Source organism: Bacillota bacterium (assembly GCA_023511485.1).
Lineage (GTDB): Bacteria > Actinomycetota > Aquicultoria > Aquicultorales > Aquicultoraceae > CADDYS01.
In genome coordinates this window covers 1-14,640 of record JAIMBH010000044.1, presented here as the reverse complement: position 1 = coordinate 14,640, position 14,640 = coordinate 1, and the positions used below count along the sequence as shown (strand labels likewise).

The window sequence follows — 14,640 nt, the reverse complement described above, 5'->3', positions numbered from 1 at the left end:
GGCGGGGGGGGCCCCCCCCCGGGCGCCGGGGGCGCCGCCGGGGGGGCGCCGCCGCGGCGCCCCCCGCGCCCCCCCCGCCAACCCCCCCCCACCCCCCCCCAAAAAACCCCCCCCCCCCCCCCAAAAAAAAAAAAAAAAAAAAAAACCTTTTTTTTTTTTTTTTTTTTTTCAACGTCCCCGATACTGTTAAGATATCAATATTTAAGCCGATATTATGAACTACATACGAGCGTACTATAGTAGGATTCTGGCATGGATATCATAATATCGGATTTCGGAAATTTTTTAGGCAAAAAGAGCGAGCGCCTTACAATTAAAGAGAACGGCAAGATCAAAGAAGAAGTGCCGTTTTACAAGGTAAATCAGGTGCTCATAACATCCAACGGGGTGTCGTTATCTTCTGACGTAATTAAAGAATGTGCAACCGCCGGCATACCGCTTACGTTTCTGTCATCTGACGGCAAACCTTACGCCATAATGCAATCGCCTCACCTGCAGGGAACGGTGTTAACGCGCCGCGAGCAGATACTTGCCTATAACGATCGCCGGGGCTTTGAACTTGCAAAACAATTTGCCGCAGGCAAAATCGCAAACCAGATAAATCTCCTTAAATACATCTCGAAATACCGCAAGACCGCTAATCCAGATATATATGAGCTGCTCTGGGAGAATATCTCTAAAATCGGGGATTTAAAGAAAGAGCTGGAGAAGCTGGATGGTGACTTTATTGAAGACAGGCGTGAGAACATCCTTAACCTAGAAGGGCGCTCGGCCAGCATTTACTGGGAGTCAGTTGCAAAAGTCATCCCTCCCGATTATGGCTTCTCAAAAAGGGATAAGCGCGGTGCAACAGATATCGTTAACTCTTTGCTAAATTACGGCTATGGCATTTTGTATTCTCAGATAGCGATAGCCATAGCGCTTGCTGGTCTTGACCCTTACGCCGGTTTCCTTCATGCAGATCGATCCGGCAAACCATCCCTTGTCCTCGACTTAATAGAAGAATTCAGGCAGCCGGTGGTGGACAAAACAATAATAGGCATGCTTGGAAAAAATGCAGGTTGGAAGGTTGCTGACGGCAAGCTTGATGATAAAACCAGAAGAGATTTAGCACGGCGCATACTCGATCGCCTCGAGGCAAGGGAGACTTACGAGCGCAAGAAATTTACGCTAAGAACAATTATTCAGCGGCAAGCCCGCTCCGTTGCATCTTTTGTTAGGGGCGAGAGAAAGTATAAGCCGTTTGTCGCAGGCTGGTAGGATGCTTAGTTTCGGGCGGTATGTGATAAGGGGAAAAGTATGCAAACACTTGTGATATATGATATCCGAAATGATAAAATCCGCAACCGGGTCGCAGAGCGGTGTAAAGACGCGGGGCTGGCTCGCATACAGTATAGTGCCTTTATCGGAGATCTAAACCACAACCGTAGGGAGGCGCTTTTTTTAAAACTACGCCAAACTCTCGGCAAAAAGACAGGAAACATCCGGCTCTATCCGCTTTGTGATAAGGATTTGCGCTTAATGAAAGAGATAGCGGTTTCAGAAGAAGACCCTGCCAAGGGCAAGCAAAGTCCGCAGGTGAAGGCTAATGACTGATAGGCCTGCAGCTCAGGGGATTGAGCTTACCGTTACCGACGTTAAGCAATATATTTATTGCCCACGGGTTGTCTATTTTACCTACTGTATGGCTCTTATCAGGCCGACTACGACCAAGATGGAACTTGGCAAACAATCACATGCTTGCGAAGAGGGCTTGCAGAAGCGGCGTACCCTTGTAAAATACCAGCTTATTAAAGGCGAAAGACGGTTTAACTTGCGCCTTAGGTCAGAGCGACTTGGCCTTAGCGGTATGCTTGATATGGCTATCTTTACGCGGCGCGAGGCAATCCCTGTTGAGTTTAAAATGTCTACAAAAGGGCCCTCGCTAAACCATAAGTACCAGCTTGCCGCATATGCCATGCTTCTTGAGGATGAACTTTTTATAAGAGGCAAGCCCAGAGTTATCTGCCAGGGGTCCCTAAAGCCAAGGCGTTACGTAAGGCGCGGATTTATCCACTATATTCCAACACGCCGGGTCCATGAGATAGAGATAACGCCAAATATGAGGGAGTATGTTAAACGTATCCTTACAGACATAAGGGAGATGGTTGCCAGCGAGTCGATTCCCGAGGCGACCAGGCGCAAAAACCGCTGCCGCGATTGCGAATTTGCCCGCTTTTGCGCTGATATTACATGATAGTGCGCGATGGCAAATCAAAGCGGTTTCTGTCATTGCGAGGAGCAACTAAAACGGGCGATCCGTAGGATTTGGAAAGCAATACCAAAGTAAAGACAAGGTGGTTTTATGTACTTTCCAACCGAAGAAGAGCGAAAGGATCTAACTAGGGGTCTTTTACCTAAATCTCGTGAAATGATCGTTGCCGAGGAACTGCGCGGCTGGAGCTGGAACACCCCTCCGCTAGAGCCAATCTATGACATAAAGCTTGCGCTTTATGAGGTTGCAAATTACTACTGCCCGACTGCGCGCGACCTTTATATGAAGCGGGTGATGGGTATTAACGCAAATCCAAATCCGGCTATGCTCTTCGGGCGGGCTCTTCACGATTTGCTTGCCAAGCTTATTACAGAGGCAAAGCGGGCTATATACGTTGAAGGCGTAAGCCGCGCATCAGAAGCACTTGAGCAGATGCGCCGCCCGGATTATTCATCGCTTGATAATGTATCTAAACATCTAACTCAGGAGGAACTAGAAGAACTTAAAAACAGGGTTGCTGCTGTGTGGCGGCATCAGCTGAATGCAATAATTACGCAAGTTGATAGCGCGCTTGCAAAGCAGCCAAGAATTGGCGTGGATTCACTTGTCTCTTTGGCAATTCCGGTGAGTGTTGAGCAAAATCTTGACGGCTCTTTTCTGGGCTTAAGCAGCCACCTTTCAACCGATGCTTACCGGTTTTACGAGACCGCCATTCTTGACATCAAGTTTGGTGAACCCAAAGATTTTCACCGTCTGACCACAGCTGGATATGCACTTGCTATGGAATCGCTGTATGAATATCCTATTAATATAGGATGCGTTGTCTATGCTAGATTTGAAAACGGCAGATTACTTGTCGATAAGGATTACCACTTAATAGACGATGAACTTAGGCAGTGGTTTATAGAAGCGCGCGATGAGAAAATGCGCATGGTTAGTGAAGAGATCGACCCGGGTATGCCGGACGAGTGCTATGGAGATTGTCCGTATATAGGGCATTGCTCAAGATAACTGAAAGGGTCAGCTATGAAAGTAGAGCGTATTTTACATATCCTTTGCCTGTTGATGGAGCAGCCGAGAAGTGTCGAAATGATTATTGACGCTTTAGCTCAAGATCACCGGTTTGACTGGCAACGCTACTCAAAAGAAACAATCTACCGCGACATAAAACAGTTGCGCAGCTCTGGGTTTAAAATAAACCACTCCAGAAAGACTGGCATGTACGAACTTAAATCCGTCCCGGTCCGCCTAGATTTTGAGCCTGGAGAGATCGTTGCACTTGCTATTGCCTGCCATGCTATCCCCGAAGAAGCAGGGATGCCATATGCAAAAGAATTATCAGGCGCCCTTAATAAGATATCTGGGCTTTTATCGCCAGAGAGCAGGCAGACGTTATCCAGCAATCCGTATTTTGAAATGAAATTTAAACCAGTGGCCGATTATAGTCTCCACCAAGAGACCATAGAAAAAATCAGGCGCGCCATCGCAGCCAGCAGAGAAATCGAGATGGTCTATTACAGCGCAAAAAGCAATAAAGAGCAAAAACGGATTGTTGACCCATATGAGCTTTACTTTAGCGAGGGCGGGGTAAGGCTTGAAGGCTTTTGTCATTTAAAGCGCAAGCTTCTTGAGTTTAGAGTTGACCGTATAAGAGAGCTAAAAGTACTGCCAACCACGATAAAGGTACCGGCAGATGATGATAGCTTCACGTTTAAGCTCTGGCTTGACCAAAAGCTAACAAGGTCTATAGGTGATAGGTTTCCCGATCAAAAAATAAAGATAAACGAAGACGGTACCTCGATTTTGACCGCGCGATCGGACAACCCATTTCATCTTATCCTTCAGGTGCTTGCCTACGGTGAGCGCGCTAAGCTGCTTGCGCCTGCACATTTAAGAAGGCGCATGGCTGCAATCGCTGACCAGATGTACATCTTGTATGCCGGTGAATAGATAGCTTTGGCTTTGCATTTTTCAAGAAAAGCCTTTGATCAGGTGAATAGAAACCATCAATTTTTGGATTTCGTATAATAATTTTTTTTGACTGTCAGGCTATTGACAGTCTGCTTTGCTATTATCCTCTTACCGGTCTATAGGGAAAGCCTTATTTTTAGTCTTCTATTAACTCTGTTAATAGAAGACTAAAAGGCAGTAAAAAGCACGATTCTTTATGCGTTATTGAGAATCGTGGGCAGCCCTAAACATAAGAAATTAAAGCAATCGGAATAGATGGCAATTTTAAGGGGGTTTTAATGTGAAAAAGGTTTTGCTTTGGGGAGGCATTGCTGTTATTGTCCTCGTTGTTATTGCAGCGATCGCAAGCGGCGGTGGCAATGATAAGAAAGGTTCAGATACAAACAGCAAACAAGCGGTCTCATCTTCATCATCAGAAAAATCGCCAACAACAACGGATGCTAAAAAAGAAGTAAAAGTTGGAGAAACCTTAACAGTTGGAGAAGTAAAATGGACTGCTGGCAGCCCTGAGAGAACAGACACGATTAAATCGGACAATGAATTTATTAAGTCTGCAAAAGCTAACGGTATTTTTGTAATAGTTCCCTTAACCGCTGAGCTTGTCGGCAAAGAGAGCGGAACCATCGATAGCTCTCAACTCAACATAGTCGACTCAAAAGGACGAAAGTTTAAGCCTACCGATAACAGCGATGTTTTAATGCTTATGAGCGACTCGTCTATTTTTCTAAAGCAAGTCGACCCGAATGTGCCGGTAAGTGGAAAGGCAGTATTTGACATAGCTACGGACGCAACAGGCTTAAAACTTGAAGTTGAAGATTTGCGCGCTTTCTCTAATGAGAAGGGATATATCGATTTAGGTCTATAAAGGAACATGGTCAAAATGGCAATCACACGCCGGACTTTTGTCAAGGCACTTGCAGCATTAATTTCAATTCCCGTACTTGGAAAAACTGGCCAAGAGGACCAGGTAAAGGCCGATAAGTTAAAAACCTATTATCTTGCTAGCACTTACGTGGCAGGTGTTAGTTATTACGATTTCAGTGACCCAAGTGCGATTAATGACCTTTGTGTTGGGGCACCGCTTATTTTAAAGCGTGAGCCAGGAAACACCTATGATGGGCGGGCCATTGAGGTCTTCACGAAAGATGGAAAAAAGGTGGGCTATATTCCAAGGCACTTAAACCGAATACCGGCTAGTCTTATGGACCAGGGCATTGACCTTAAGGCGAAAATTGTCAAGCTAAACGCTGGTGATTTTCCCTGGCGCTCGATTAAGATACAGCTTGAAATGGTTTCCTAGTTGCTATTGGGGTATCTCCCCACCGCCAGCAAAAGTGGCGGTGGGGAGCTGTCTCAATCTTGCTAAGGCGCCTCTATCTGTTACGCTTTGCAAGGCTAAATCGATTGCTAGTCAAATCAATCTGAGAATTAAGTTACGAGCATGAAAATATCAATGAGTCATTCGCATAATGATGTTTATTCGTATTAACAAATAATTTTTGAAGGATATAGCCACTTAACGTCGAAGTATATAAACGAGTTAAATTTTTATAATGCGTTGAAGGGTTAATACGATGAAAATAACCAGATTGCTTTACAAATTAGCAAGGATTAGCCGGGACATCGAAGTTGCCGCCAGCGGCAACCCCAAGAAAATCGCCCGCCGAGCAAAGAACAAAGCGCTGGGTAGGTTGTTGAGGAAGTTGTGGTGAGAGCTTTTTAACATAACGTTTAAAAGCTAATCAATTTTCAAAGTTGGTAAGCTCGGTGGTTAAAAAGCTTAATTATCGATAGCCAAATTTATAGGAGCCTTGCTTACTGTTGTCAAACAATCAAAAAGGGCAGCCAGGAAAACAAGGGGTTCCTTGGGCTGCTATAAATATTAATATTAATATTAAATGCGAGGCATGACCATAATATTTCATACCACCACTCTTGGTGATATTACGATATCCCAAGAAGTGGCGCAAAACATATGAGGCAGCGATTAAAAACTTTAACTTAATGATGTGGTCAAGCTACTTCTTGATTTAAGCATCTGCTTGATAATTTCAACTAGCAAGCTTGATTGGGAAACTCATTTTATGCGAGATGTAATGAAGCCGAAAGAGTTCTATGCGCATAGCTTAGAGGGTACGTCGTATCAAAATTGGCATCTTCTTGAAGATCATTTGCGAGCAACCGCCAATCTGGCAAGGCAATTTGCCGATGAGTTTGGCTCAGGGCAGTGGGCATATGTAGCAGGACTATGGCATGATTTAGGGAAGTATTCGACAGCATTCCAAAAAAAGATAAGAGCAGCTACACCTGGCGCGGATGCTCATAACGAAGCTCGCGTTCATGTTGATCACTCAACAGCTGGAGCGCTGCATGCGGTCAACAACTATGGCAAACTAGGGCGTATTTTGGCATATGTAATAGCTGGTCATCATACAGGCTTGCCGGATTGGCAAGCTGATGAAATCGGTCCAAAAGCGCTATCGCAACGCTTACTTAATATATCACTACTTGATGATGCTTATGAAGGTGGAATATCCTCAAGTATACTTAATTGTCCTATACCGGAAGAGAAACCAAAGCCTGGTAGCGATCCTGCTTTTTGGATTCGCATGCTTTTTTCTTGTCTTGTGGATGCTGATTACCTTGACACCGAGGCATTTTTTGAACCTGAGAAAGCCGATGCTCGTGGGCTCTATCCACCTTTAGTAGATCTTCTGCCAGGGTTTGACGAATACATGCAGAGGAAGAGTCAAGAAGCACCAAACACACCAGTCAATCGCATCCGGGCAAAAGTCCTTAAGAGATGTATAGAAATTGCAGAACACCCGCCTGGTATGTATACGCTAACTGTGCCAACCGGTGGTGGCAAGACTTTATCATCTATGGCATTTGCCCTTAATCACGCAGTGATTCATGGTAAGCGAAGAATCATTTACGTTATTCCATATACCAGCATTATTGAGCAGACCACCGACCAATTCAGGCAGATTTTCGGGGATGCGGTTGTAGAGCACCATAGTAATATAGATGTCGCTAATGAAGCGACCGAGTCAACCGGGTTGACCAAATCACGTCTTGCTTGCGAAAATTGGGACGCACCGATTATTGTCACAACTTCAGTTCAATTTTTTGAATCGCTATTTGCATCACGAACAAGCCGATGCCGCAAACTACATAACATTGCTAATAGCGTAGTGGTGTTTGATGAGGCCCAATTACTACCTCCAGATTTTCTTATGCCAACTTTACATGCACTTAAAGAGTTGACAAAGTTTTATGGTGTTACGCTTTTACTATGTACAGCAACGCAACCAGCCCTGGTTAAGCGGGAAGGCTTTGATGGACTAGAAAACGTGGAAGAGATCATAGATGATCCGATTGTCTTACACCATTCTCTAAAGCGTGTCAGCATACATGTGCCCCGGGATTTGGATAACCCTATTTCATGGGATGAGCTTGCAGTAGAGCTTACAAAGCATGAATCCGTTCTTTGTATTGTAAACAGGCGGGATGATGCCAGAGAGCTTTGGACGCACATGCCGGAAGGAACGATTCATCTTTCCGGCCTTATGTGTGGCGAACATCGCTCGAAGGTTATAGCCGATATAAAGGCCAATCTTGTTCAAGGCCACCCCGTACGTGTCATCAGCACTCAGCTCGTAGAAGCGGGTGTAGATATAGACTTTCCGATTGTATATCGGGCGTTATCTGGCATTGATTCCATCGCGCAGGCGGCCGGTAGGTGTAACCGAGAGGGGAGAAGAGAACTTGGCGATGTTTATGTGTTTGTGCCGCAAAAAGCATCGCCGCCCGGGTTGCTGCGCCAGACTGCCGATATAGGACGGCGCTTATTGGCTAAATTTGATGATCCGATTGCACCTAAACGCTTTGAGGAGTTCTTTAAAGAGCTGTATTGGTTGCGTGGCGACCGACTTGATAGGGAAGGGATTCTGCAGGATCTTGCGAGCAATGTCGAACTGAGCTTTGGTTTCAGAACAGCTGCTATGAAATTTCAGCTAATTGATGAGAAAAGCTATCTACCTGTTATTGTGAAATATGGCGATGGCTCAGACTTAATTGATTTACTCAATCGGATAGGTCCTGAACGATGGTTACTCCGCCGATTACAGCGCTACATCGTAAATCTACCACGTTACACCCACGTAAAGTTGCTTGAATCGGGAGCAATACGAGAGTTATGCCCAGGAATTTTTGTTCAAGAGCATCCGTCCCTATATAATGAAAAGCTTGGCCTCTGTGCAGATAAAGCTATTGTATATACGGCAGATGACTTGATCGTTTAATGACATGGACTATTTCCACGTTGGGGCGTGAATTATGAGAACAGGAGGAGGTTATATGCATGACAATGAGAATAAGAGGCGTAGCAGACTATTTAACCTCAAAGTTTGGGGCGAAAACGCCTGTTTTACCAGACCTGAAATGAAGGTTGAGCGTGTTTCTTATGACGCGATGACTCCATCGGCAGCGCGCGGCATTCTAGAGGCAATCCATTGGAAGCCCGCCATCAAGTGGCATATCACACAGATAGATGTTCTAAATCCAATTAAATGGACATCGGTGCGGCGCAACGAAGTAGGGATTAAGATGTCGCCTTCGTCAAAACAATTGTTTATCGAAGATCAGCGCCAGCAAAGAGCCGGTCTGTTTCTTCGAGACGTTGCCTATGTAATACATGCATTCTTTAGGATGACAGATAAGGCAGGGCCAGATGATAACCTTGCAAAACACGAAGAAATGTTTATGCGTAGAGCGAAAAAAGGACAATGTTTCCATAGGCCGTGTCTCGGCTGCCGTGAGTTCGCAGCTGACTTTGAATTACTTGATGACAAGGATTTACCGCAAACTATTACCGATACAAAAGATCTAGGATGGATGCTTTACGATATCGATTTCAACAATGGTGAGCCTAAGCCAATGTTTTTCCGAGCATATTTGGAAAATGGCTCCATAGTTGTGCCTCCGTTAGGCAGCTCGGAGGTGCGAAAATGATATTGCAATCACTTGCACAGTATTATAAAGATCGACTTGGGGTTCCGGATGGATATCAGAAAAAAGAAATACCTTTCATTATTGTACTAGATACCCAAGGGCGGTTTGTTGATCTACTTGATACCCGTGACACCGAGGGACGGATTAAGCGAGCTCGAGTTTTTCTAGTGCCACGTGAAGTTAAGCGCTCCGGGAGTAAAGCCTGGGAAAAAGCTAACTTATTGTGGGATACACCCGCTTACGTTGTCGGAATCTCGCATAAGGAATCGGAAAATGCGGCTCGAAAACATGAGAGTTTTAAATCGCGCTTTGCGCAGACGTTTCACGATCCATCATTGGATCCTGGGATAGCGGCTATACATGCGTTTCTAACTAACGGTCAGTTTGCCTCATTGCAAGCTCATAGCTCATGGCCTGATGTACTAGATACTGACGGTTATATCACATTTAAACTCGAAGGTGACGAGTGCATTGTAAGTGAGCGGGATGCAGTAAAAGACATACTCCAACGCTTGCAGGTGCTAAACAATGATATGGTCAAGGGTATTTGCCTTGTTAGTGGTGAAGAAGATGAGGTTGCCCGGCTACATAACGCCATTAAAGGTGTAAGAGGTACGCTGTCGACAGGAGGGAATATCGTATCATTTAAGCTTCCAGCATTCGAATCTTTTGGAAAAGCGCAGGGCTATAATGCGCCTGTTGGTAAGAGAGCCGAGTTTGCTTATATTACAGCACTCAATAGCCTTTTAGATAAAGATTCGCGCCAGAAAATTCAAGTAGGTGATGCGACCACTATATTCTGGGCTGAGAAAGCGCATCAGATGGAAGATTGGTTTGCTGATTTTTTTGGAGAACCGCCAAAGGGTGAATCGACGCAAGACAGCGCGGCTATCAAGGCATTGTACGAGGCACCTGTTACCGGTGCTGCAGGGGCAGTGCTGCTTGATGATGACACACGCTTTTACGTTCTTGGCTTAGCCCCAAACGCGGCTCGCATTGCTGTTCGGTTTTGGTATCAAGGTTCGGTTGGGGAGGTGGCGCGCAATATAAAGCAGCATTTTGATGATCTAGCCATCGTTCATGGCCCGAATCAACCTACGCATCTATCACTTTTTCGCCTTCTTGTCTCGACGGCAATACAAGGTAAATCAGAAAATATTCAGCCTAATCTGGCTGGTGAGTTTATGAAGACAATACTCGCTGGCATACCGTATCCTAATACCTTATTGTCGTCTGCCATACGGCGCTGTCGGGCTGAGAGAGAAGTTCCATATCCTCGCGCCGCGCTTATCAAAGCGGTGCTAGCACGTCAGGCAAGATTTTATAGAAGGGAAGAAAAGGAGGTTGGCATGGCTCTAGACAAAGATTATTTAAACATCGGATATCGGCTTGGGCGGCTTTTCGCGGTGCTAGAAAAGATCCAAGAAGAGGCAAATCCAGGCATTAATGCCACGATTAGAGATCGGTTTTATGGTTCAGCATCTGGGACGCCGATCACAGCTTTTCCACACTTGATGAAGCTTAAAAACCATCACCTGTCAAAACTTGAAAACAAAGGTAGGGCAGTAAATTTTGAGCGGAGCATCGGAGAAATCATGGCTGGGATCGGCGATATTCCGACACATCTCAGCTTGCAGGACCAAGGGCGCTTCGCCGTGGGTTATTATCACCAACGGCAGGACTTTTTTACTAAGAAAGAACAAGCAGATATGGAAGGCGAATAAGGAGGAATGACTATGCATGACAATGCTATTAAAAATCGGTACGACTTTATGCTTCTTTTTGACATTAAGGACGGTAACCCAAATGGTGATCCGGATGCAGGGAACCTGCCAAGAATTGATCCGGAAACTGGGCACGGCCTAATAACCGATGTTTGTCTTAAGCGAAAGGTTCGGAACTTTGTTCAACTGGCAAAGAACAATAAGAACGGCTATGACATATTTGTTAAAGAAAAGGCTATCCTTAATAACCTGATCGATGAAGCGCACGAGCAGGAAGAAGTTAAGAACAAGGAAAAAGGCGGTAAGACGGAAGCTGCACGGCAGTATATGTGCGCCAGGTATTATGACGTGCGCACATTTGGTGCCGTAATGTCGACTGGAAAAAACGCAGGTCAGGTACGCGGACCTGTCCAACTTACCTTTGCGCGAAGCATTGATCAGATAGTGCCGCTGGAGCACAGCATTACGCGTATGGCAGTAGCAACCGAGGCAGAGGCCGAGAAGCAGCAAGGTGGCAATCGCACTATGGGGCGCAAGTTTACAGTACCGTATGGTCTCTATAAATGCTACGGATTTGTTTCTGCACCGCTTGCGGCACAGACAGGTTTCAGCGAGGCGGATCTTGATCTCTTCTGGCAGGCAATGCTCTCAATGTTTGAGCATGACCGATCAGCAGCACGTGGCCTGATGACGACACGAAAACTTATCGTTTTTAAACATGATTCAGCGCTGGGTAATGCGCCGGCTCATACCCTATTTGATATGGTAAAAGTTCACGCTGCGACAACACCGACTCGCGATTTCAGCCATTATGAAATTACCGTACCAAAACAATCGGATATGCCGGACGGGGTTATGTTGCAGATACTAACGCTCAATAAAGGTAAGGTCACATCCGAGGAACAATTAGACACATCGGCTAGCGTCACACTGGAAGCTAAGGTCTAAAGCATGTATGACGAAGAAGAACTTGTTCCGATATCCGCACTGCAGCATTACGCATACTGTACTCGCCAATGTGCCCTAATCCATATCGAGCAATTATGGAGTGAAAACGTGTACACGGCAGAGGGGCGCATTATGCACAACAAAATCGATACGGCCGACCATGAATCGCGCGGGGATGTTCGCATCGAATATGCGATGCCTTTGCGCTCATTAAGGCTTGGCCTTGTTGGTAAAGCCGATGTTGTTGAGCTGCATCGGACTGCCGAAGGGACATGGACTCCTTTTCTCGTTGAACATAAACGTGGCAAACCCAAGCCAGACGATAGCGATAAAGTACAGCTTTGTGCTCAGGCGATCTGTCTTGAAGAGATGATGGATGTCGAGATCGAAAATGGCGCGCTCTTTTATGGGCGAACCCGGCGCAGGTGTGATGTGGTCTTCGGGGACACGCTTCGGATGAAGACTGAGGATATCGCAAGAAAGGTACATGAACTTATTGCATCAGGGGTCACACCTAGGGCTGATTTCTCGGTAAAGTGCAAGAACTGTTCAATGGTGGCTATTTGCCTGCCAAAAGCAGGCAAGCGAGTAGAGAGTTATTTGGCCACCATAACGAGGGAAGAATGAAGCGGCACCTAAACACCTTATTCGTCACAACTCAGGGCGCATATTTGTCGAAAGATGGTGAAACTGTAACCATCAAAGCAGATGGTGAAGTAAAGCTTCGCGTGCCAATTCACACCGTCGGCGGAATCGTCTGTTTTGGCAATGTCGGTTGCAGTCCATATCTGATGGGATTTTGCGCAGAGCAGGGCGTTTCAATAAGCTTCTTGACCGAGCATGGCAAGTTCTTAGCAAAAGTGCAAGGGCCGGTTTCTGGCAACGTATTATTAAGACGTGAGCAGTACCGTAGAGCAGATAACCCTGAGCAGTCTGCCAATATAGCCAGAATGATATTGATAGCAAAGATTGCTAATAGCCGATCTGTATTGCGGCGGCTATTAAGGGATCATGCATCCAAAGTGAAAACTAAAACTGTGGATCAAGCTGCGCAAAGGCTGACAGCTGCAATCGAAAGACTGCAAGATACTGAACTCACGCTTGATACGTTGCGTGGAATAGAAGGCGAAACCGCGAGCACCTATTTTGGTGTGTTCGATAATCTGATTACCGCACAAAAAAGCAATTTTATCTTTGATAAACGAAATCGTAGGCCGCCGCTTGACAAGGTCAACTGCCTGCTATCGTTTGTTTATACCTTGTTGATGCATGATATGCGGGCCGCCCTGGAAGTAGTAGGCCTCGATCCCGCTGTAGGATTTTTGCACCGGGACCGTCCTGGACGCTATGGGCTGGCATTGGATTTAATGGAAGAATTTCGTCCGTTTTTGGCTGACCGCTTAGTGCTTTCACTCATCAACCTTCGCAAGGTTAACGAAAAGGGATTTATGGCGAAGGAATCGGGAGCCGTTTGGATGGATGATGAAACGCGAAAAACCGTGCTTGTTGCCTATCAGGAAAGAAAGCAAAAGGAGCTCATCCATCCGTTCTTAAAGGAAAAGGTTACACTAGGTCTTTTGCCATGGGTTCAAGCGCTGCTGATGGCCAGGTATTTAAGGGGCGACATTGATGGCTATCCGCCGTTTGTTTGGAAATGAGGTAACAGATGTTCGTGGTGGTTAGTTACGATGTTGCATCTGATGAGCGGTCTGGACAACGGCGGTTACGCCGTGTGGCTAGGGCCTGCCAGAATTTTGGGCAAAGGGTGCAATATTCCGTATTTGAGTGCATTGTCGATCCGGCACAATGGGTGTTATTGAAAGAGAGGTTAATTTCTGAGATTGACCCCAAGAAAGACAGTCTGCGGTTTTATTACCTGGGATCGAATTGGCATAGGCGTGTTGAACATGTTGGAACTAAAAAACCGATTGAGCAAGATGGCCCTTTGATAATTTAATAGTGCGAACCATAAGCGAACAGTAGGCTCCTAGGAGGTTCGCGACAGAGTGTAGATTTCTACAAAGAATGTTAAAGCCAAAATTGAGTATATTGCAAGGTTTGAGTTTGTGGTTGCACTGTATATGAGCTGCTGGTTCTTTGGGTAAGGGATAATTTACAATGACTAAAATCGATAACGGCTTAAGGTCAACTAGATTTAATTATGGGAGGCTTGTACAAAAACAGGTGCCGACAATAGTTAAAAGTGCTGAATAAATGCAGTCGCCCCTCGTGCAGGGGCGTGGATTGAAACTTGACAGCTATTGCTACTACTTTTGACTCTGAAGTCGCCCCTCGTGCAGGGGCGTGGATTGAAACATTGACGACCTGCATAAATACTTAGGGGACAAGAGTCGCCCCTCGTGCAGGGGCGTGGATTGAAACCTTGATAACAAGAAGGGGCAACTAGAGTTAGGAAAGTCGCCCCTCGTGCAGGGGCGTGGATTGAAACTTCTTGCACCATACTACGTTGTGGCAAGGAGAACGTCGCCCCTCGTGCAGGGGCGTGGATTGAAACTGCTTGTATGTCGAGATAGAGCATTTGGCTCCACAGTCGCCCCTCGTGCAGGGGCGTGGATTGAAACTGGTTGTCCTCCAGGAACTTACTAGCAAGAGCAAGTCGCCCCTCGTGCAGGGGCGTGGATTGAAACCCCTTGCAGGGTAGGCCCAAAAATCTCATTTACGTCGCCCCTCGTGCAGGGGCGTGGATTGAAACCGCCGACCGGCGGTGGT

General features: G+C 46.1%; 15 protein-coding genes and 1 CRISPR repeat array. All 15 genes read left to right on the top strand.

All coding sequences use genetic code 11. The annotated features are described in order from the left end of the window. Positions 1-252 precede the first annotated feature (252 nt). Positions 253-1,260, top strand: a complete 1,008-nt coding sequence (gene cas1 / locus K6T91_11125) for a CRISPR-associated endonuclease Cas1 (protein ID MCL6473342.1) — start codon at positions 253-255, stop codon at positions 1,258-1,260. 39 nt (positions 1,261-1,299) lie between these two features. Next, positions 1,300-1,596, top strand: coding sequence for a CRISPR-associated endonuclease Cas2 (gene cas2 / locus K6T91_11120; protein MCL6473341.1), 297 nt, complete (start codon positions 1,300-1,302; stop codon positions 1,594-1,596). Further along, positions 1,589-2,236: a CRISPR-associated protein Cas4 gene (gene cas4, locus K6T91_11115; protein ID MCL6473340.1), complete on the top strand. Its 648-nt coding sequence runs from the start codon at positions 1,589-1,591 to the stop codon at positions 2,234-2,236. The genes cas2 (K6T91_11120) and cas4 (K6T91_11115) overlap by 8 nt, the downstream gene beginning before the upstream one ends. Positions 2,237-2,344: 108 nt before the next feature. Beyond that, positions 2,345-3,265, top strand: a complete 921-nt coding sequence (gene cas4a / locus K6T91_11110) for a type I-A CRISPR-associated protein Cas4/Csa1 (protein MCL6473339.1) — start codon at positions 2,345-2,347, stop codon at positions 3,263-3,265. A 15-nt stretch (positions 3,266-3,280) separates the two neighbouring features. Further along, a complete protein-coding gene (locus K6T91_11105; GenBank protein MCL6473338.1) occupies positions 3,281-4,204 on the top strand; it encodes a WYL domain-containing protein in 924 nt (307 codons plus the stop codon). 301 nt (positions 4,205-4,505) lie between these two features. Further along, a complete protein-coding gene (locus tag K6T91_11100) occupies positions 4,506-5,090 on the top strand; it encodes a DUF4352 domain-containing protein (GenBank protein ID MCL6473337.1) in 585 nt (194 codons plus the stop codon). A 15-nt stretch (positions 5,091-5,105) separates the two neighbouring features. Then, positions 5,106-5,525 carry an HIRAN domain-containing protein gene (locus K6T91_11095; GenBank protein MCL6473336.1) on the top strand — a complete coding sequence of 140 codons (420 nt, stop codon included), beginning with the start codon at positions 5,106-5,108 and terminating at the stop codon, positions 5,523-5,525. Positions 5,526-5,799: 274 nt separating this feature from the next. Beyond that, positions 5,800-5,937 (top strand): hypothetical protein, encoded by a 138-nt coding sequence (locus K6T91_11090; GenBank protein ID MCL6473335.1) that lies wholly within the window; start codon positions 5,800-5,802, stop codon positions 5,935-5,937. A 384-nt stretch (positions 5,938-6,321) separates the two neighbouring features. Further along, the gene (gene cas3, locus K6T91_11085; GenBank protein MCL6473334.1) at positions 6,322-8,529 is read left to right on the top strand and encodes a CRISPR-associated helicase Cas3'; all 2,208 of its coding nucleotides are present in this window, start codon (positions 6,322-6,324) and stop codon (positions 8,527-8,529) included. A 55-nt stretch (positions 8,530-8,584) separates the two neighbouring features. Beyond that, complete coding sequence (cas5c, locus tag K6T91_11080; GenBank protein MCL6473333.1) at positions 8,585-9,238, top strand: type I-C CRISPR-associated protein Cas5c; 654 nt, start codon at positions 8,585-8,587, stop codon at positions 9,236-9,238. Beyond that, positions 9,235-10,962 carry a type I-C CRISPR-associated protein Cas8c/Csd1 gene (gene cas8c / locus K6T91_11075; GenBank protein MCL6473332.1) on the top strand — a complete coding sequence of 576 codons (1,728 nt, stop codon included), beginning with the start codon at positions 9,235-9,237 and terminating at the stop codon, positions 10,960-10,962. The genes cas5c and cas8c overlap by 4 nt, the downstream gene beginning before the upstream one ends. A 12-nt stretch (positions 10,963-10,974) precedes the next feature. Beyond that, a complete protein-coding gene (gene cas7c / locus K6T91_11070; GenBank protein ID MCL6473331.1) occupies positions 10,975-11,910 on the top strand; it encodes a type I-C CRISPR-associated protein Cas7/Csd2 in 936 nt (311 codons plus the stop codon). 3 nt (positions 11,911-11,913) lie between these two features. Then, on the top strand, positions 11,914-12,537 hold the full coding sequence (cas4, locus tag K6T91_11065; protein ID MCL6473330.1) for a CRISPR-associated protein Cas4: 624 nt from the start codon (positions 11,914-11,916) through the stop codon (positions 12,535-12,537). Further along, the gene (gene cas1c / locus K6T91_11060) at positions 12,534-13,568 is read left to right on the top strand and encodes a type I-C CRISPR-associated endonuclease Cas1c (protein MCL6473329.1); all 1,035 of its coding nucleotides are present in this window, start codon (positions 12,534-12,536) and stop codon (positions 13,566-13,568) included. Before cas4 (K6T91_11065) ends, cas1c begins: the two co-directional genes overlap by 4 nt. Before the next feature lie 8 nt (positions 13,569-13,576). Then, positions 13,577-13,867: a CRISPR-associated endonuclease Cas2 gene (gene cas2 / locus K6T91_11055; protein ID MCL6473328.1), complete on the top strand. Its 291-nt coding sequence runs from the start codon at positions 13,577-13,579 to the stop codon at positions 13,865-13,867. A 261-nt stretch (positions 13,868-14,128) separates the two neighbouring features. Then, a CRISPR array of direct repeats spans positions 14,129-14,623; the repeat unit is 32 nt; unit sequence GTCGCCCCTCGTGCAGGGGCGTGGATTGAAAC. Positions 14,624-14,640: the final 17 nt, after the last annotated feature.